This window comes from Leisingera sp. ANG-M7, assembly GCF_000813965.1.
Taxonomy (GTDB): domain Bacteria; phylum Pseudomonadota; class Alphaproteobacteria; order Rhodobacterales; family Rhodobacteraceae; genus Leisingera.
Map to the genome: position 1 here is coordinate 23,725 of NZ_JWLI01000005.1, position 19,474 is coordinate 43,198.

The 19,474-nt window shown below is 61.9% G+C and carries 17 protein-coding genes and 1 tRNA gene; 11 read left to right on the plus strand and 7 right to left on the minus strand.

Annotated elements, in window-relative coordinates; all coding sequences use genetic code 11:
• Positions 1–38: 38 nt before the first annotated feature.
• From RA26_RS05560 to RA26_RS22050, 8 genes are all read left to right on the plus strand, one after another.
• On the plus strand, positions 39–2,276 hold the full coding sequence (locus RA26_RS05560; protein WP_039181135.1) for a HEAT repeat domain-containing protein: 2,238 nt from the start codon (positions 39–41) through the stop codon (positions 2,274–2,276).
• Between the two features lie 456 nt (positions 2,277–2,732).
• Positions 2,733–4,292, plus strand: coding sequence for an ABC transporter substrate-binding protein (locus RA26_RS05565; RefSeq protein WP_039181138.1), 1,560 nt, complete (start codon positions 2,733–2,735; stop codon positions 4,290–4,292).
• A 145-nt stretch (positions 4,293–4,437) separates the two neighbouring features.
• Positions 4,438–5,418, plus strand: a complete 981-nt coding sequence (locus tag RA26_RS05570) for an ABC transporter permease (RefSeq protein ID WP_039181141.1) — start codon at positions 4,438–4,440, stop codon at positions 5,416–5,418.
• Positions 5,415–6,365, plus strand: coding sequence for an ABC transporter permease (locus tag RA26_RS05575; protein ID WP_039181144.1), 951 nt, complete (start codon positions 5,415–5,417; stop codon positions 6,363–6,365). Before RA26_RS05570 ends, RA26_RS05575 begins: the two co-directional genes overlap by 4 nt.
• A 4-nt stretch (positions 6,366–6,369) precedes the next feature.
• Positions 6,370–7,365 (plus strand): ABC transporter ATP-binding protein, encoded by a 996-nt coding sequence (locus tag RA26_RS05580; protein ID WP_039181147.1) that lies wholly within the window; start codon positions 6,370–6,372, stop codon positions 7,363–7,365.
• On the plus strand, positions 7,362–8,405 hold the full coding sequence (locus RA26_RS05585; protein WP_039181151.1) for an ABC transporter ATP-binding protein: 1,044 nt from the start codon (positions 7,362–7,364) through the stop codon (positions 8,403–8,405). The genes RA26_RS05580 and RA26_RS05585 overlap by 4 nt, the downstream gene beginning before the upstream one ends.
• Before the next feature lie 14 nt (positions 8,406–8,419).
• Entirely contained in the window at positions 8,420–9,340 is a 921-nt protein-coding gene (locus RA26_RS05590) for a LysR family transcriptional regulator (RefSeq protein WP_039181154.1), read from the plus strand.
• A gap of 101 nt (positions 9,341–9,441) precedes the next feature.
• Positions 9,442–10,653 (plus strand): PAS domain-containing sensor histidine kinase, encoded by a 1,212-nt coding sequence (locus RA26_RS22050; protein ID WP_052272325.1) that lies wholly within the window; start codon positions 9,442–9,444, stop codon positions 10,651–10,653.
• 96 nt (positions 10,654–10,749) lie between these two features.
• Here the strand turns inward: RA26_RS22050 and RA26_RS05600 are convergent.
• The 7 genes from RA26_RS05600 to RA26_RS05630 all read right to left on the minus strand — a co-directional run bounded on the left by RA26_RS05600 (position 10,750) and on the right by RA26_RS05630 (position 16,650).
• Positions 10,750–10,826: transfer RNA gene (locus RA26_RS05600), tRNA-Pro, on the minus strand.
• 173 nt (positions 10,827–10,999) lie between these two features.
• Complete coding sequence (gene leuB / locus RA26_RS05605; RefSeq protein WP_039181157.1) at positions 11,000–12,103, minus strand: 3-isopropylmalate dehydrogenase; 1,104 nt, start codon at positions 12,101–12,103, stop codon at positions 11,000–11,002.
• A 124-nt stretch (positions 12,104–12,227) separates the two neighbouring features.
• The gene (locus RA26_RS05610; RefSeq protein ID WP_039181159.1) at positions 12,228–13,271 is read right to left on the minus strand and encodes an endonuclease/exonuclease/phosphatase family protein; all 1,044 of its coding nucleotides are present in this window, start codon (positions 13,269–13,271) and stop codon (positions 12,228–12,230) included.
• Positions 13,268–14,104 carry a hypothetical protein gene (locus tag RA26_RS05615; RefSeq protein WP_039182022.1) on the minus strand — a complete coding sequence of 279 codons (837 nt, stop codon included), beginning with the start codon at positions 14,102–14,104 and terminating at the stop codon, positions 13,268–13,270. The genes RA26_RS05610 and RA26_RS05615 overlap by 4 nt, the downstream gene beginning before the upstream one ends.
• Before the next feature lie 372 nt (positions 14,105–14,476).
• Entirely contained in the window at positions 14,477–15,082 is a 606-nt protein-coding gene (leuD, locus tag RA26_RS05620) for a 3-isopropylmalate dehydratase small subunit (protein ID WP_039181161.1), read from the minus strand.
• 12 nt (positions 15,083–15,094) lie between these two features.
• Entirely contained in the window at positions 15,095–16,498 is a 1,404-nt protein-coding gene (leuC, locus tag RA26_RS05625; RefSeq protein ID WP_039181163.1) for a 3-isopropylmalate dehydratase large subunit, read from the minus strand.
• A 53-nt stretch (positions 16,499–16,551) separates the two neighbouring features.
• On the minus strand, positions 16,552–16,650 hold the full coding sequence (locus RA26_RS05630) for an isopropylmalate isomerase (protein ID WP_226429013.1): 99 nt from the start codon (positions 16,648–16,650) through the stop codon (positions 16,552–16,554).
• A gap of 224 nt (positions 16,651–16,874) precedes the next feature.
• On the opposite strand from RA26_RS05630, the gene RA26_RS05635 reads away from it, so the two are divergent.
• The 3 genes from RA26_RS05635 (at position 16,875) to rlmH (ending at position 19,323) form a co-directional block, all read left to right on the plus strand.
• A complete protein-coding gene (locus RA26_RS05635; RefSeq protein WP_039182025.1) occupies positions 16,875–18,251 on the plus strand; it encodes a mechanosensitive ion channel family protein in 1,377 nt (458 codons plus the stop codon).
• Positions 18,252–18,418: 167 nt separating this feature from the next.
• Positions 18,419–18,790 carry a ribosome silencing factor gene (gene rsfS, locus RA26_RS05640; protein ID WP_039181165.1) on the plus strand — a complete coding sequence of 124 codons (372 nt, stop codon included), beginning with the start codon at positions 18,419–18,421 and terminating at the stop codon, positions 18,788–18,790.
• A gap of 62 nt (positions 18,791–18,852) precedes the next feature.
• Positions 18,853–19,323 carry a 23S rRNA (pseudouridine(1915)-N(3))-methyltransferase RlmH gene (rlmH, locus tag RA26_RS05645; protein WP_039181167.1) on the plus strand — a complete coding sequence of 157 codons (471 nt, stop codon included), beginning with the start codon at positions 18,853–18,855 and terminating at the stop codon, positions 19,321–19,323.
• Positions 19,324–19,474 lie beyond the last annotated feature (151 nt).

Below are 19,474 nucleotides of genomic sequence, written 5' to 3' on the forward strand. Positions count from 1 at the left end.
GTTCCCAGGCGCTGGCCGAACTGGTACACTCCAACCCTATGAAAAGCCCTTCAAATCGCCGCCTGGCTGCGATCCTGGCCGCGGATGTGGCGGGCTATTCCCGGCTGACCGCCTCGGATGAGGAAGGCACAGTGGCGGCGCTCCGCGCCATCCGCAGAGAAGTGGTGGAGCCGCTCACAGATCAGCACGGTGGCCGCATCGCCAATACTGCAGGCGACAGTTTCCTGATCGAATTCCGCAGTGCCGTCGATGCGCTGCGCGCCGCCCTCAGCATCCAGGACCTGTTGCAGGTCTGGAATGCGGATGCGGGACCTGACCAGGCCATCCTTCTGCGCATTGGCCTCAATGTGGGGGATGTCATCTCCAATGGTGACGATATTCTGGGCGACGGTGTCAACGTGGCCGCTAGGCTGGAGGCGCTGGCTGAGCCGGGCGGAATCACTGCTTCGGAGGCCGTCGTCGGCTATGCTCGCAAAAGCATTGCCGCCGACTTCATTCCAATGGGCCCGCAAAGAGTCAAGAATATCCCGGAGCCGGTGGGAGCCTTCCGTGTTCAAAAGAGCGGACATACGCCGCAGAAGGCAGCGCGTGCCAAGGTCCTGCGCGCCCGGCTGGCCACTGGGGCTTGCCTTTTGGCCGCGGCAGCGGCGGGCGCGGTTTTGTGGCTCTCTCCCTGGCAGCCAAACCCGGACCAGGCTGTCGTGGCGCGTATGGCCTTTCCGCTTCCGGATCTTCCTTCTGTTGCGGTGCTGCCGCTGGCCGATGCCACAGGCGAAACCGGTAACGCGATGCTGGCGGACGGGTTTTCCGAGGATCTGATCACCGATCTGTCACGGATTTCCGGCCTGTTCGTGATCTCCGGCAACAGTTCCTTTGCCTACCAGGACCGGCAGATCAGCACCGCGCAATTCGCTGAGGAGATGGGCGTGCGCTATGTTGTCGATGGCAGCCTGCGCCGCACCGGGACTGCCTTCCGGGCCAATATCCGGCTTACCGACACATCCAGCGGTCAGTTGGTCTGGGCGGAGCGCTTTGACGGTCCGCTGGAGAACATCTTCTCGGTTCAGAACCGTATAGCACTGGATATCGCCAAGGCGCTGGATCTGCCGCTGGACAACGAAGAGCGCACCGGGATCGAACAGGTGGATACCGCGACCATAGCGGCACGCGAGGCTTTCCAGCAGGGCTGGGCGCTTTACGCGCGGTTCAACGAGGCGGATAATCTGGCTGCCATTCCGCATTTCGAACAAGCGGTGTCGCTGGATCCGGAATATGGCCGGGCATGGGCCTTTCTGGCGATGGCGCATCTGCGCCCGCATATCTTTCTTCACTGGAATGCTTTTGCCGGACAGAGCAGCCAGATGCACATCGGATTATTCTACAAATATTTGAAAGAGACATCCAAGCATGAAGCCCCGCTGGTGCATGTGATCAGGGCCATGGTCAGGCTCAACCTGAACGATTGGGGGCAAGGAGGGGGCGGCAACCGGGGCATCGGTGAGGCCCGGCAGGAAGCTGCCAAGGCGATTGCACTCCAGCCCAGCGATCCGGAGGCTCATCTGGTCATGGGCTGGGCGCTGATCGCTGCGGGTGAGCCGCAGGAGGGGCTGGCCTTTGTCCGTGCCGCAATGCGGCTCGATCCCAAACACCCCAGCCATTATACCTTGTTCGAAGCTGCGGCGCATTTTGCAATGGCCGATTACACGCAGGCATCCGCATTGCTGCTGGCAGAGCTCGAGCGCACTCCCGGAGCTAAGGAGCTGATGCCGCTTGCGGCCTCGGTGCTGGCGCTCCAAGGGAGCCAGCGGGACGCACGTGTCATGGTCGAGCGATGGCACAGCGGCAACAGCGCTGCTTCTCTTCCGGCTGCAGTGAAGGATTATTTTTTCATACTGCGCTGGACCGGAGCCAGCCAGCATCTGAACCGGCGGTTGACGGATGGGCTGCTGCTTGCAGCTCTGCCGCCTGGCACAACAGTGGCCAGCCTCAGGGCAGAATTGTCGCTGACGGACGCCAGCACCCAGCGGCAGGCGGCGCGGGCGCTGGGCCTGTTCGGCGCCGCAGCCGCGCCCGCGGTGCCGGAGCTGACCGCCCTTTTGGACAGCCCGTCTGCCTTTGTGCGCAAGGAGGCCGCCATCGCCCTGGGCAGCATCGGCGCCCCCGCAGAGCCAGCCTTGCCAGCCTTGGATGCCCTCGCGGGTTCCGGGCTGGCGGGGAAGCGTGCGGCCCTGGCTGCGGAACGGATCCGCAGCAGTTTGGCCGGTGAGGAACTTTGACAAGGTGCTATTTCACCGTTGCACCTCGTGCCGTCCTGGAGACCGGGATAAGGGGCAGGTAGGAGGCCTGCGGGCTAGAGGATCCGCCAGCTGGCATGGCCCGCTGCTGCAGGCTGTTGCAAGTGCCGGTCTTCCTGCCGGGGCAATCTCGAATCCCGTCCCTTTCGAGGGAACCCGCACATAATTGGATGTACGAAACGGGGCTGAACAGGGGCACGCTGAAAGCCGGGGGGCAACTGCAGAAAGTCTGCAGCATCCATCTGATTGGTCCCGAGACCCACGTGGCCTTACCGGTCCAATGCAGCTTTGAGTTTCGTTAAGCGCATGTTCTAAGGGTGATATTCCTATATTGCATGGCTCTAATGTGCATCCTGCATACCCTATGCGATATAGGCATTTCACAGCCCGCTCACCGCAGGCTAGCGTTTGCGGCATAATCACAGGGGAGTATGCCTAATGACGAAATTTGTCAGAAGCCTGGCGGCTGCTGCGGTGGTGGCGATGGCACCGGTTGCCTATGCCGAAACCACCGTGCGCGTTGCCTATGACGCCGACCCGGTCTCGCTGGATCCGCATGAACAGCTGTCCGGCGGCACGCTGCAGCTGTCTCACATGGTCTTTGACCCGCTGGTGCGCTGGACCAAGGACCTGCAGTTCGAACCGCGCCTGGCCGAAAGCTGGGAACAGATCGACGAGACGACCATGCGTTTCAAGCTGCGCAGCGGCGTCACCTTCCACAGCGGCAACGCGCTGACGGCCAATGACGTCGACTGGACTTTTGACCGCCTGAAGGCGAGCGACGACTTCAAGGCGATCTTCGCCCCGTTCACCGACGTTGAAGTCATCGACGACATGACCTTCGACCTCAAGACCTCGGAACCCTATCCGCTGGTACTGCACACCGCGACCTACATCTTCCCGATGGACAGCGCGTTCTACACCGGCACCACCGATGACGGCAAAGACAAGTCTGAGATCGTCAAGCACGGTGACAGTTTTGCCTCCCGCAACATCTCCGGCACCGGCCCGTTTGTGGTCTCCGAGCGTGAGCAGGGCGTGCGCGTGGTGTTCGACCGCTTCGACGGCTACTGGGACGCTGATGCCGGCAATGTCGACAAGATCGTTCTGACCCCGATCAAGGAAGACCCGACCCGCGTGGCAGCCCTGCTGTCCGGGGATGTGGACTTCATCGCGCCGGTTCCGCCGACCGACCTGAAGCGTGTGGAAGAGGCCGAGGGCGTTGACCTGATCACCATGCCCGGCACCCGTATCATCACTTTCCAGATGAACCAGAACCGTGTCGAGGCCTTCAAAGACGCCCGTGTCCGCCAGGCAATCGACTATGCAGTGAACAATGCAGGCATCGTTGACCGCATCATGCGCGGCTTCGGCACTGTGGGGGCACAGGCCAGCCCGGCCGGCTACCTGGGCTACAACGAAGCCCTGGCACCGCGCTTTGACCTGGAGAAAGCCAAGGCCCTGATGGCTGAGGCGGGCTATGCTGACGGCTTCTCGATCACCATGATGGCGCCGAACAACCGCTATGTGAACGACGACAAGATCGCGCAAGCGGTGGCTTCGATGCTGGCGCAGATCAACATCAAAGTTGACCTGCAGACTATGCCCAAGGCGCAATACTGGCCGACCTTTGATGAACGCGCAGCAGACATGATGATGATCGGCTGGCACTCGGACACCGAGGATTCTGCAAACTTCCACCAGTTCCTGACTGCCTGCCCGAACCCGGATAACGGCAACGGCCAGTACAACTCGGGCAACTACTGCAACGAGGAAGCCGATGCGCTGATGGATGCCGCGAACGCGGAAACCGATCCGGCCAAACGCGCGGAAATGCTGCAGAAGCTGGAAGGCATCCTGTATGATGAAGCGGCCTTCATTCCGCTGCACTGGCAGAACCTGGCATGGGGTTCCAAGTCCGGCATGAACTCGGCCGACATCGTGAACGCGCTGAACTTCCCCTACTTCGGTGACCTAGTTGTCGAAACCGGCAGCTGATCACTGAATACTTCCGGGCCGGTCTCCCCCGGCCGGCCCGGACCTTTTCAATAACAAGCGGCTGCCAAGGCTGTGCTTGCAGGACCCGCAGTTCCATCGGACACTGCGCCCTGCACTGTAATCAAACTCTACAAAGGTCAGGACGATGTTTGCCTATCTCGCAAAGCGAGTGATTCAGGCGGTTGCCGTGATGTTCGTCATCTCGCTGATTGCCTTTGCCATCCAGGGCAACCTGGGCGACCCGCTGCGCGAGCTGGTCGGGCAGTCGGTCTCGGAAGAAGTGCGCCAGCAGCTGCGCGACGAAATGGGGCTGAACGACAGCTTCGTGACGCAATACCTGCGGTTTGCGGGCAATGCGCTGCAGGGTGACCTGGGCACCTCCTATTTCTTCAAGGAGCCGGCACTGGACGTGATCCTGAAGAAGCTGCCCGCGACGCTGGAGCTGGTGTTCGGCGCAACGCTGATCATCGTCGGCTTCTCGGTGCCGCTGGGCGTCTATACCGCGATCAAGCCGGACAGCATCCTGAGCCGCATCATCATGGGCCTGTCGATTATCGGCATCTCGATCCCGGTGTTCCTGACCGCCATCCTGATGATCTTTGTTTTCTCGGTGGAATACGGCTGGTTCCCCTCCTACGGGCGCGGCGACACCGTGCATGTATGGGGCTACTGGGAAACCAACTTTGCCACCGCTGACGGCTGGCTGCACATCATCCTGCCTTCGATTGCTTTGGCCTCTATCATGCTGCCGCTGTTTGTCCGCCTGATCCGCGCCGAGATGATGGAAGTGCTGCAATCTGAATACGTGAAATACGCCAAGGCCAAAGGGATCAATCCGTGGCGCATCTACTTTGTGCATGCGTTGAAGAACACGCTTCTGCCGGTGATCACCGTGGGCGGTGTGCAGATCGGCACCATGGTGGCCTATACCATCCTGACTGAGACAGTGTTCCAGTGGCCGGGCATGGGCTTCATGTTCCTTGAGGCGGTTAACCGCGTCGATACCCCGCTGATCGTGGCCTATCTGATCGTTGTCGGCTTCATCTTTGTGGTCACCAACACCATCGTCGACCTGATCTACGGCCTGGTGAACCCGACCGTGAATATTGCGAGGATGGGCGCATGAGCACCGAAACTCTGAACCCGAAATCCGAACCCTCGCGCTGGTCCAAGGTGTGGAACTCCAACATGGGCTACAGCTTCCGCCGCAACCCGGTGGCCGTGGTGAGCATGATTGTGTTCCTGCTGATCGCCATTGCGTCCTTCCTGGCGCCGGTGATTGCTCCTTATGATCCCTACGATCCGGCGCAGATCGACATCATGAACTCCGAGTATCCGCCGGCCTGGGTCAACGGGTCGCTGCCCGAATTTGTGCTGGGCACCGATGACCAGGGCCGCGATCTGTGGTCGACCATCCTGTACGGGACCCGCCTGTCGCTGCTGATCGGGATCTGCGCGGTGGCGCTGCAGGCCTTCCTTGGTATCTCTATCGGCCTGATTGCGGGCTATGTCGGCGGCCGTCTGGACAGCCTTCTGATGCGGCTTGCTGACATCCAACTGTCGTTCTCGACCCTGATGGTGGCGATCATTTTCCTGGCCGTCACCCAGGCGATGTTCGGCACCGATACCTTCAACAAATATGCGGTGGTGTTCCTGATTGCGGTAATCGGGGTGGCGGAATGGCCGCAGTATGCCCGTACCGTGCGTGCGACCGTTCTGGCCGAGAAAAAGAAGGAATATGTCGACAGCGCCCGGGTGCTGGGCTTTGGCCCGATGCGGATCATGGTGCGGCACATCCTGCCGAACTCGCTGTCGCCGATCTTTGTGATCTCCACCGTGCAGGTCGCAAATGCGATCATCTCCGAGGCCTCTCTCAGCTTCCTGGGCCTCGGCATGCCGCCGAGCCAGCCGTCGCTGGGCTCGCTGATCTCTTCCGGTTTCGACTACATCTTCTCCGGCAGCTGGTGGATCACCGCCATTCCCGGTGTGGTGCTGGTGGTTCTGGTCCTTGTCATCAACCTGCTGGGCGACTGGATGCGCGACGTCCTGAACCCGAAACTCTACAAGGGGTAACGCGATGAGCCTTCTTTCCGTTCGCGACCTCACCGTCAAATTCGCCATGCGCGACCAGACGGTTACTGCCCTCAACGGCATCTCTTTTGACCTGGCCAAGGGCGAGCGTCTGGGCATCGTCGGCGAAAGCGGCGCGGGCAAGTCGATCACCGGGTTCTCGCTGATGAACCTGCTCAGCCGCCCGGGCTATATCGACACCGGCAAGATCCTGTTTGAGGGCGAGGATGTCGTTCAGATGAACGACAAGCGCCTGCGCAATCTGCGCGGCAACCGGATGGCGATGATCTTCCAGGATCCTATGGTGACGCTGAACCCGGTGCTTACCATTGGTCAGCAGATGATCGAAACGCTGATGGCGCACCGCAAGCTGAGTCATGAGGAAGCGCGCCAGATCGCCATCGTCAAGCTGCGCGAGGTCTATATCCCGTCGCCGGAAGAGCGTCTGGAGCAATACCCGCACGAGCTGTCTGGCGGTATGCGCCAGCGGATCATCATTGCGATTGCGCTGCTGCTGGACCCGCAGCTGATCATAGCTGATGAGCCGACCACGGCTCTGGACGTGACCATTCAGGCCGACATCATGGAGCTGATGCTGGAGCTGTGCCAGTCGAACCAGGTGGGTCTGATCCTGATCACACATGACCTGGGCGTGGTCAGCCAGATGACCGAGCGCACCCTGGTGATGTATGCCGGCCGGATCATCGAAGCCGGGCGCACCCGCGAGATTATCAACGATCCGCAGCATCCTTATACCCAGGGCCTGATCAACGCGCTGCCGCAGCAGACGGTGCCGGGCCAGCGGCTGAAGCAGATCCCGGGCAACATGCCTGGCCTGGCCAGCATTCCCGAAGGCTGCGCTTTCAATCCGCGCTGCAAATACGCCACCGATCTGTGCCGCAGCCGGATTCCGGAAATCGTGCACTATGGCGAGGTCGAGGTGGCCTGCCACGAGGTGCAGCGCCTGAACAGCGATGAAGACCGTCAGGAGGCACGGGCATGAGCGACGCAAAGACTGACCGCCCGCTCTTGGAGATCAAGAACCTGGAAAAACGGTTCGACCTTGATCAGGGCTTTCTGGAAACCCTCAAGTTCAAGCAGGGCAAGATCGTGCGCGAGAGCCGGTCTGTCCATGCAGTGAACAACATCTCGCTGGAGGCCCGCAAGGGCGAGGCGCTGTGTGTGGTGGGTGAATCGGGCTGCGGTAAGTCCACCGTAGCGCGGCTGGTGGCGGGCCTGCTGACCCCATCCGCAGGTGAGATCCACTATGGCGGCCAGCGTATCGACAACCTGTCGCGGTCCGGCATGCAGCCGCTGCGCAAGAAGATTCAGATGATCTTCCAGAACCCCTATGCCTCGCTCAACCCGCGCATGACAATCCGGCAGGCGCTGGAGGAGCCGGTGCGCCACCACTATCCAAATGCCTCGGCGGCAGAGGTGCGCGACAAGGTGACCGAGGTAATGCTTTCGGTTGGCGTCGATCCCAGCTGGGCCAAGCGTTACCCGCATGAGTTTTCCGGCGGCCAGCGCCAGCGGATCGCCATCGCCCGCGCCCTGACGGTGGATCCGGAATTCATCATTGCCGATGAGCCGATCAGCGCGCTGGATGTGTCGATCCAGGCGCAGGTTCTGAACCTGATGCTGGAGGCCAAGGAAAGCCGCGGCCTGACCTATCTGTTCATCACCCACGATCTGAGCGTGGTGGAGCATTTCGGCACCCGGGTGGCGGTTCTTTACCTTGGGTCGGTTTGCGAGGTTGCGGACACCGCGACATTGTTCTCCAACCCCAAACACCCCTATACTCGGGCCTTGCTGTCCGCGGTGCCGCAGCTGAAGGACGACCGGCCTAACCACATCCGCCTCAAGGGCGAGATCCCGACGCCGATCAATCTGCCGAAAGGCTGCCCGTTCCAAAGCCGCTGCGCCTTTGCGGACGCACGATGCAAGAGTGAAAAGCCCAAGGCCATTCACCAGCCCGACGGCAGCATGGTTGCATGCCATGCCGTCGAAGAAGACAGGCTGGATGCGGTGGCTGCCGGTTAAGACGGGACGCCCAGTTGGACATCATCTGGCTCAAGGACTTCGAAGCTTTGGTCGCGTGCAAGAACTTCTCGCGCGCGGCCGAAGAGCGTAATGTCAGCCAGCCGGCCTTCTCCCGCCGGATCCGGGCACTGGAAAACGAGATCGGCGTGCGGCTGATCAACCGCGAAACCCTGCCGCTGACCCTGACGCCGGCAGGCGAGGTGTTCCTGTCGCAGTCCCGCATCATGCTGCGCACCTACGAGGAAACGATTGAGCGTTGCCAGACCATCGACGCGGCAAGCGAAAACGTGATCCGCTTCGCCGCCTCGCAGTCGCTCTACATGACTCACTACAAGACCCTGATTGCGCCGCTTGCCAGCGAAGGCGGGGTGGACACCGACCTCAACTCCACTTCCTGGGCGGCCGACCAGTTCGTAAGCGCGCTGCAGCAGGGCTACTGCGATGTGATCCTGACCTACTGGCATCCGTCGATGGATTTCCTGGGGCCGCTGGAGGTTGCCAATTTCGAATACCTAACACTGTCCACCGACCGCTATGTGCCGGTTTCCCGCACGGCCCCGGACAGCACGGCGGAATTCGCTTTCAAACCCGGCAGCAAAGACGCGGTGCCTCTGCTGTCCTATGGTGCGGTGTCAGCGTTACGCTCGGTGCAGGAATTTGCCCTGACCCAGCTGCTGCCCGATCAGAAGGTGTTCGTTGTCAACCAGAACGCGCTGGCCAACAGCGTCAAGGCGATGATCCAGGAAGGCTTCGGCATGGGCTGGCTGCCGCTGAGCCTCTGCCGCCAGGAAATCGCGTCCGGCCGTTTTGCGATTGTGGATGAAAGGCTGGGCACAGACCTGGAAATTCGCCTGTATCGTGATCCGCGCAGTACCAAGCAGACGCTGGATGTTCTGTGGAAGCAGCTGAAACGCTCCGCTATGAAAGCGGCGTGACAGGCGGGCTGCCAGGCAGTCGCCCGGTGATTGTGCTGGCCGCCGCACAGTAAATCTGACATTGCTAGGTGCGGACCAGGCACGATCAGGGACAGGTGGACATGCATTATCTCAAACGCGAGTTGTACGATCTGGTCAAAAGCGATGACGCCATTTTTGACTTCCTGCAGATCGGCTCGCTGGACGGGATCTGGTACTGGGACCTGGAAAGCCCCGAACACGAATGGATGAGCCCGGAACTCTGGCGCCTGTTCGGTGTGGATCCGCAAGCCAAGGGGCATTTCGCCTCCGAATGGCAGGACCTGATTCATCCGGACGATCTGGCGCTGGCGCTTGATAATTTCCAGAAGCACCTGGAAAACCCGGACCACCCCTATGATCAGATTGTTCGCTACCGCCATGCCGACGGCCATATGGTCACAGTGCGCTGCCGTGGACTAGCAATCCGGAATGAAGAAGGCAAACCAGTGAGGATGCTGGGCGCCCATAATGACCTGACGGAACTGAAGGCGCGGGAGGCCGAGCTGGCCGCAGCCATAACCGGCTTGGCTGCGGAAGTGACGCGTGCAAACTCCGCAGTGGAGGCCCGCACCGCCTTTTTGGCCACGATGAGTCACGAGATCCGCACGCCTCTGAATGTGATTCTTGGTTTGCTTCACCTCATCAAGAGCGACGATACGGCTTCGGACAAGACGCGGGAGCGGGCGGATGTCGGCTACCGGGCAGCGGAGATGCTGATGACCCAACTGGTCAATGTTCTGGAGGCAGCGCGGATTGATTCCGATGCTGCGGAGTATACCCCCAAGGCTGAAGAGACCGCTGCTTTGGTCGTGCTGTGGCGGGAGGCGCTAGAGGGCTCTGCCATTCGGTATGGCAAGCCTATGCGTACTTGGGTTTCCGCAGCGGATGATCTGCCGGAGCAGCTCGTGATTGATCTCCCGAAAGTCACCCAAGTGATCAACAACCTGATCGACAATGCGATGAAGTTCACGTCCGCGCGTGAGGCCGATGGGAGTGTGTGCATTACACTGGAACATGACGCTTCGGCTGCATGTCCCGTCAGTATCACCGTTCTGGATACCGGACCGGGCATTGCAGAAGAGGACCGCGGCCGGGCTTTCGAACGGTTCACCCAGCTCGACAACGCCATATCCTCGCACAAGGGCGGGGCTGGCCTGGGGCTGTCGATTTGCCACGAGCTGGCGGCGCTGATGGGTGGCAAGATCAGCATTCTGGACAATCCGCCAGAGGGATTCAGTCTGGGTATCCGCCTACAGCTTCCGGAGGGTGGCAGCGCTCCTGCAACTGGGTAATTGCTGCGCCCTGGATCCCGGGCTGTGCGGCCAGGGCACATGGTTGCAACTCAGATTGAGGCAACAAAAAAGGCGCCCGAAGGCGCCTTGTTTTATTGGTCGGAGTGAGAGGATTCGAACCTCCGACCCCTGCCTCCCGAAGACAGTGCTCTACCAGGCTGAGCTACACTCCGACCGTGGAGGGCGAAATAGCTCAGGGCGCAGGGTTTGACAAGGGCGATTCCACAGAAAGATGTGGATTTCGGGAAATCTTTTCTGCACTGAGGGCCGGGAGGAAATACCACGGAAAAGCCCCGCGCCGGGGGGCGGGCGGGGCTTGTGTTCGTTTCTGATTAGCGTCTGAAAATCAGAGACTTGTGTCCAGCGCAGCGATCACCGCATCGCCCATCTGGCTGGTGGAGACCGGCTCCACACCTTCGCTTGCCAGAAGATCCGCCGTGCGGACGCCATCGGCCAGAACCTTCTCGACCGCGGCTTCCAGGCGGTCGGCCTCGGCGCCTTGATCGAAGCTGTAGCGCAGCGCCATGGCAAAACTCAGAATGCAGGCGATCGGGTTCGCCTTGCCCTGGCCAGCGATGTCCGGCGCAGAGCCGTGCACGGGCTCATACAGTGCCTTGGGGCGGCCGTTTTCCATCGGCGCACCAAGCGAGGCAGAAGGCAGCATGCCAAGCGAGCCGGTCAGCATAGCGGCGCAGTCGGACAGGATATCGCCGAACAGGTTGTCGGTCAGGATGACGTCAAACTGCTTGGGCGCGCGCACCAGCTGCATGGCGCCGTTGTCGGCGTACATGTGGCTCAGCTCGACCTCCGGGTAATCTGCTGCTACGCGGGTCACCACCTCGCGCCACAGGATGCCGGATTCCATCACATTGGCCTTCTCCATGGAGCAGACCTTCTTGCTCCGGCGCATCGCCAGCTCAAACGCGGAACGGGCGGCACGCTCGATCTCGCTCTCGGTGTAGCGCTGGGTGTTGATCCCGACGCGCTCGTTGCCTTCCTCGAAGATGCCGCGCGGCTCGCCGAAGTAGACGCCCGAGGTCAGTTCGCGCACGATCATGATGTCGAGGCCTGCGACGATGTCCTTCTTCAGCGAGGAGAAATCCGCCAGCGCGTCAAAGCACTGCGCCGGGCGCAGGTTGGAGTAAAGGTCCATTTCCTTGCGCAGGCGCAAGAGGCCGCGTTCGGGTTTCACCGAGAAATCCAGGTCGTCGTAGGCCGGGCCGCCGACTGCGCCCAGGAGAACCGCGTCGACTTCCTGCGCCTTGGCCATGGTCTCATCCGCCAGCGGCTTGCCATGCTTGTCATAGGCCGCACCGCCAACCAGATCCTCGCTCACATCGAACTCCAGGCCGCGCTTATCCCCGAACCAGGAGATGGTCTTGCGCACCTCGGCCATGACCTCGGGGCCGATGCCGTCGCCGGGCAGAATCAGAATCGATGGGTTGGGCATGGGATCCTCCAAAAAAACAGCTGGCAAGGGCGTAGCGGGACAGCGGGGCAGGGTCAATAACGGCCCTTGGAAATAAAGGGGTAAGATGAGGATTTGCCTGCGCAACGAAGTTGTGGAAGGCGGGTCAGTCCATCAGCAAATCCACCCAGACCAGCCGGTGGCGGCTGGCGGTTGCTGCGGGAGTATCCTGGCCGTCCGGCCACACCACGCCGCTGGCGGTCACGGTAAGGCCAGCGGAAGGCAGCACATAGTCCACCCGCCTGCGGCCTGCGCTTTCCCACTCCACTGTGGCGGTGCCGCCCTGGGGGCTCTGCGGGAGGGGATCCTGAAGGCGGGAATCGGCCAGAAGGCTGCGGATGGCGTCTTTGCGGCCCTCACCATGCTCCGGGTCGAGGTTGGCATCGCCTGCAATGACAATGGGAGGTTCGGGCGCAGGTCCAAACGTTTCGTCCAGCAGAAGCTGCCACAAGCGGATTTCATCGTGGTTGCGTTTCCCATTGCGGTCTTCTGGCCCGTCAAACAGCGGCGGGGTCGCGTGGAAGGTCATCACATTGAGGCGGGAGCCATCCGGCAGCACCAGCGGCACCAGCCAGTGGCCCGTGGCGGACAGGCGTTGCACCGCCTGCACTTCGGCTGAAGGGAATGGGCTGCCATCCGGGTAATGCGGCAGCAGGGCTCCCGGCATGTCCTTCCACAGGAGAGAGGAAATGTCCCGGATGCCTTCATGATCCACTGGCAGCCGGGACAGCAGCGCAATGCCACTCTGGCCACGGAACCTTCCGTACCCTTGATTGTCGCGCGGTTCGCCGGTTTTCCCATTGCCGTCCAGGTCCAGCGGAGCAGGGGGCGGCAGGCCGGAATTGGGTTGCAGCGCAACGCGGTAAGAGTAGTCCAGCCCCCTGTCCGCCATCAGCGCAGCGAACGCTGCCAGCGCCCGGCCTTCGTAGTCCCAGTCGATCCCCTGCAGCGCCAGAATATCCGGCCGCGCGGTGGTGATCACCTCCACCACCGCGGCGACCTGCGGATCGCTGCCGCCAGTGATGTCCCTCAGCAGCAAGCCTGGACCGGCACGCGACAATTCGGTGTTGAAGGTTGCAATGCGGAGGGTATCTGCCCAGCCGGTCCCGGCAGCAAGGATCAGGAGAAGACCCGCCGCCAGTTGCCTCATGCGGTTTGCAAGGCCTCATCCGCGCCGAGGCTGGCCGCGCGCCGTTTCAGGGCAATCAGCCCGGCAATGCGCAGCATAGCCATGCCCCGCATGATCATTGAAGCAGGCACCAGCGCCCAAGCGCCGATCACCCAGATCAGCATATGCGGTGACGCCAGAATGCCCGGATCCACGAAGCCGGAGGCAAGTTTGACCGCGGCAGGCAGAGCAAAGGGCAATAGCACGCCGCCGGCAATATTGACGCGGCCGTCCCGTTGCAGGCGCTGCACCACATCGCCACCAGTGGTGGGATCGAACAGGGGCAGGTTGACCCAGACATTGAAGGCGCCGTTGCCCACCGGCCAGTGGCCGACCCGGATGACCAGCGCAAAAAGGGCGATGGCGGCCGCAGCGATCGCACTGGCCAGTCCAGCCGCGTCACGCACCATCAGCACAACCGGTTCCGGCACCTGCGGCGGCATCATCAGAACCGTCATCTGCACCGGTGAATAGGCAAAGTCGAGACCACCGCCCAGCCAGCTGCCCAGCTGCTGCACCAAGGCGGTCAGCCCTGTAGGCGCGACCGGGTGGGCCGCCAGCAGGCTGAGCGCACCAACGGCGGCGGCAGCCGCGGAAAACCGCATGCGGTTAATGGGCGGGGCGTTGCGGAATTCGATGAAACTGGGGAAATGGGAAGCGTATTCGCTGAAGGCCAAGGCGCAGCCCAAGAGCGCGATGAACAGGATGATTTCCGGCGACTGGGTGGCGGATGCCGGCAGAATCAGCGTCGGCATCGCAAACAGCATGGCCACCAGTATGCCGCGGAACGCCGCGCCTGTGATACGTGCAAACACGTCTTTCATTCCCTTCAAACCAGCGCGGGCGTTTGGCCTCTTGCGTCCGGATTTGAAGCCCCCCGCAAAGTGTTCCGGGGCGCTCTGCCTCATTTTTGCCCCATTGTGCCCGGCTGGCGGCTTTCCGCTCAAGAGGGCGCGGCTGATGCATGGACACTTTCCCTGCCGCACTGGTGCGGGATTGCATCAGGGTTTCAGTTCTATTTGAGGGTGTTGGCGGTCTTGCCACCAGATGCTGTGTGTCTGCTCATCCGGTGCACAAGCAAGGTGCCGCCAGGCAAATGCGGCAGAAATGCGGCGCGAAGCTGGCGCGCAAAAAGAAAACCGCCCCAAACCGGAGCGGTTTTCAGTTTTTCGGCAATCAGCCGGGGATCAGACCCAGGGGCGCTCCTGCGCGGCTTTATCCTCGAACGATTTGATCGAGTCGGCCTTTTCCATGGTCAGGCCGATGTCATCCAGACCGTTCAGCAGGCAGTGCTTCTTGAAGGCGTCCACATCGAAGCTGATCACTTCGCCGTCGGAAGTGGTGATCTCCTGCGCTTCCAGGTCCACAGTCATGCGGGCGTTGGCACCCTTCTCCGCGTCCTTCATCAGCACATCAACCTGTTCCTGCGGCAGAACGATCGGCAGGATGCCGTTCTTGAAGCTGTTGTTGAAGAAGATGTCGGCAAAGGAGGTCGACACGATGCACTTGATGCCGAAATCGGCAATCGCCCAGGGCGCGTGCTCGCGCGAGGAGCCGCAGCCGAAGTTGTCGCCCGCGATCAGGATCTCGGCGCTGCGGTACTGCGGCTTGTTCAGCACGAAGTCCTCGATCTCGGTGCCGTCGCGGTTATAACGCATCTCGTCAAACAGGTTCTTGCCGAACCCGGTGCGCTGGATCGACTTCAGGAACACCTTGGGGATGATCATATCGGTGTCGATGTTGACCAGCGGCATGGGGGCCGCGATGCCTTGGATCTTGGTGAATTTTTCCATGCTTCTGGCTCCTTACATCAGCTCGCGCACGTCGGTCAGCTTGCCGGTGAGGGCAGCGGCGGCAGCCATGGCTGGGGACACCAAGTGGGTGCGGCCCTTGTAGCCCTGGCGGCCTTCGAAGTTCCGGTTCGAGGTTGCGGCGCAACGCTCTTCCGGGGCCAGCTGGTCGGGGTTCATCGCCAGGCACATGGAGCAGCCCGCAAGGCGCCACTCGAAACCGGCGGATTCAAAGATCTCGGCCAGGCCTTCTTCCTCGGCTTGCGCCCGCACCAGGCCGGAACCCGGAACGATCATGGCGCGCATGCCGTCCTTGATCTTCTTGCCCTTCACCACGTCTGCCACGGCGCGCAGGTCTTCGATGCGGCCGTTGGTGCAGGAGCCGATGAATACGGTATCGATCTCGATGTCGGTCAGCTTCTGGCCGGGGGTCAGGCCCATGTACTCGATCGAGCGGCGGGCCGCTTCGACCTTGCCGCCGGAGAAGTCTTCGGGGTTCGGCACCACGCCGGTGATCGGCAGCACGTCCTCAGGGGAGGTACCCCAGGTCACGACCGGCTCAATCTCCTCGCCCTTCAGGGTGACGACCTTGTCGAAATGCGCGCCTTCGTCGGTGTAGAGTGTCTTCCACCAGCTCAGCGCAGCTTCCCACTGGGCGCCCTTGGGGGCGTGCGGGCGGCCTTTGACATATTCAAAGGTGGTCTCGTCCGGCGCGATCAGGCCGGCACGGGCGCCGCCTTCGATTGCCATGTTGCAGACGGTCATGCGGCCTTCCATCGACAGATCGCGGATCGCTTCGCCGCAGTATTCGATGACATAGCCGGTGCCGCCGGCAGTGCCGGTCTCGCCGATCACGGCCAGGGTGATATCCTTGGCAGTGACGCCCGGCTTCAGCTTGCCGGTGATCTCCACCTTCATGTTCTTGGATTTCTTCTGGATCAGCGTCTGGGTGGCCAGCACGTGCTCCACCTCGGAGGTGCCGATGCCATGCGCCAGTGCGCCGAAGGCGCCGTGGGTGGCGGTGTGGCTGTCGCCGCAGACCACGGTCATGCCGGGCAGGGTCCAGCCCTGTTCCGGGCCGACGATGTGCACGATGCCCTGGCGGACGTCATCCACTGGGTAGTAGTGCACGCCGAATTCCTTGGCGTTCTTGTCGAGCGCCTCGACCTGGATGCGGCTTTCCTCGTTCTCGATGCCTTTGGCGCGGTCGAGCGTGGTCGGCACATTGTGGTCCGGCACCGCGATGGTCTTTTCGGGCGCGTGCACCTTGCGGCCGGCCATGCGCAGGCCTTCGAACGCCTGCGGGCTGGTCACTTCGTGGACCAGGTGGCGGTCGATATAGAGCAGGCTGGTGCCGTCCTCTGCTTCATGCGCAACATGCGCATCCCAGATCTTGTCATAGAGTGTCTTGGGGGACATGGGTCCTCTCCCGTGATGTATTGGGTATGCTGGCTTTGGGCTGGGCAAGCACCTTATAGGCGCGCCAGGACCGTGCGGGCGGCGCCAAAGAACCGTTCGCGCAGCCGCGCGCGGTCTTGCAGTTCGATCTTTTGCGCCAATACGAGGGTCATGGCTGTCAGATACATCCCGGCGGGCCGGCAATCAAGATTCGTTCTAGGTGCGGAAAAGAAAGCCTGCCCCGCTCAGACTGCGCGGCACAGGGCGTGCACCCCCTGTACACCCCCTGTGCACCGGCCGGTGCCTTTTCCCGCTGATTGGAGAGCCGGGCAGGACGGCTCTTGCCTTGATCCGGGCGCATCGCGGCGGCACACTGGCAGAAAAATGGGGGCGCGCGATGGAGCCGGAAGAGCAGACACCACCCAGAGACGCGATTGCTGAAAGCACCGCCGAAGCACTGGAGCTTGGCCAGCAATTGTGGGACCTGGCAGCTGAGGGCATAGAGCTGCTGCTGAGGCCCTGGAACGCCTATCAGGCAGGGATCGTGCTGGCGGTTTTTGTGCTTGCCACCCTGATCGCGCGGCCGCTGAAAAGCGCTTTTCATGACTGGCTGCGCGCGAGGGAAGGCTGGCCGCGCTGGCGGATCCGGGCCGGGCTGGTGGTTCACAAGCGGATCCGGGGTATCCTGTTTGTGCTGCTGATCTGGATGGTTGTCCTGATCATGCAGGAGATGACCTGGCCCAGCCGGTCGCGGTTGCTGACGGTCATCGCCAACCTGTCGTTGGCTTGGCTGATCGTCGCCTTTGCCACCCGGCTGGTGGGCAACCCGCTGCTGCGCAACCTGGTGAAATACGGCGCCTGGGCCTGGATCACCCTGCGTATTCTCGGCATCACCGAAGATGCGGTGCATCTGCTGGACGGGGTTGCCATCAGTTTCGGGGACCTCAGGATCTCGCTGTTCCTGGTTGTGCAGGCAGTGGTGATCCTGGGCGTGATGCTGACGCTGGCGCGGGTCATATCCTCGGTGACAGCGAACCGCATCCGCGCAAATTCCGACATCTCCCCGTCAATGCAGGTGCTGGCGGCCAAGCTGGCGCAGATCCTGCTGTTCGGCGGTGCCTTCTTTATCGGGCTCAAGGCTATCGGCATCGACCTGACCGGTCTGGCGGTGCTTTCGGGGGCCATCGGCGTGGGTCTGGGCTTTGGCCTGCAGAAGGTGGTGTCGAACCTGGTGTCGGGGCTGATCATTCTCTTGGACAAGTCGATCAAGCCGGGCGACGTGATCAGCCTTGGCGACACCTTCGGCTGGATCAATGCGCTGGGTGCGCGCTATGTCTCGGTCGTGACCCGGGACGGTCGCGAATACCTGATCCCAAACGAGGACCTGATCACCACTCAGGTGGTGAACTGGTCGCATTCCGACAAATATGTGCGCCTGGATCTGACCTTCGGTACCGGCTATGGCGATGACCCCCACCTGGTCCGCAAAATCGCGATTGAGGCTGCGTCCAGCGTCGCGCGGGTGCTGCAGTACGGCAGCAAGAAGCCGGTCTGCCACATCACCGGCTTTGGCGACAGCAGCGTTGATTACGTGCTTCGGTTCTGGATCGACGATCCCACCGGCGGCCTGACCAACATCCGCGGCAATGTCTATCTGGCGCTGTGGGATGCGTTCAAGGAACAGGATATTTCCATCCCGTTCCCGCAGCGTGAGGTGCGGATGCTGAACGACCCGTTGCCGGTGAGGGTTGCACCTTCGGGCAATGACGGATAAAGCACAGGGCTTGCATCGCCGGGGCGTGGTTTTATTGAAAAGTTACCCTCCGGTTGCTACATTATTATTAGGCCCGGCGCCGGGGCTTGGCGGCGCGTTGCAAGGAGGACTATGTCCTGTCACCCGTACCTCAAGCGGCGGATGCCGCTGTTAATGGGGCAGCCGTGATGGCCGCCCAGTCCCAGCCCACCAGCGAACAGCTGCTGGAGCGGATTCTCTCCTCACTCAGCGATGACAAAGCCGAAGATGTTGTGCAGATCGACCTGCGCGGCAAAACCTCGATCGGCGATTACATGGTGCTGGCCTCCGGCCGTTCCACCCGTCAGGTTGCTGCGATGGCTGAAAAGCTGACCGACCGGCTCAAGCAGGAGTACCGGATCACCTGCAAGGTCGAAGGCAAGGATGCCGGCGACTGGGTGCTGATCGATTCCGGTGATGTGATCGTCCATATCTTCCGCCCGGAAGTGCGCGAGTTCTATCAGCTCGAGAAGATGTGGATGCCCGCTGGCACCGAGGCTGCACCGGCAGCCGAAGGCTGATCCAAGGCTGATTTGATGCAGGCCCGCGCGATGGGTGCGGGCCGGATTGCTTCAGGAATTTCATGCGTCTGCATATCTGTGCGGCCGGACGCCTCCGCTCTGGCCCGGAAAAATCCCTCATCGACGATTACCTGACCCGGTTCGACCGGACCGGCCGCGCGCTGGGCCTGGGGCCTGCGCGGGTGGTGGAGATTGAGGACAAGAAGAATGCAGGCATGGCAGCCGAGGCTGCGTTGTTGCGCAAGGCGCTGCCCAAGGGGGCGGTAATCTGCACCCTGGATGAGCGCGGCAAGGTGCTGTCCTCCCCCGATTTTGCGGACAGGCTGGCTGGCTGGCGCGACAGCGGCCGCCAGGATCTGGCGCTGATCATCGGCGGCGCAGACGGGATCGACCCCTCGCTGCGGGCCGAAGCGGATTTCTCAATCTCCTTCGGCAAGATGGTCTGGCCGCATATGCTGGTGCGGGTGATGCTGGCGGAGCAGATCTACCGCGCCGCCACCATTCTGGCAGGCAGCCCCTATCACCGGGTCTGACCGGGGCGGCACATCAGCCGCCGTGAAAAAGCCGCAAACCCGCCCCGCTCCCGCCGCAGCCGGTCTCCAGCATCTTCTGGTGCGTTAACCAGAAGCCGGAACAGTTGCGCGGCGTCAGGCAAAGGGCTGTACCCCGCACGGGGCAACGGTT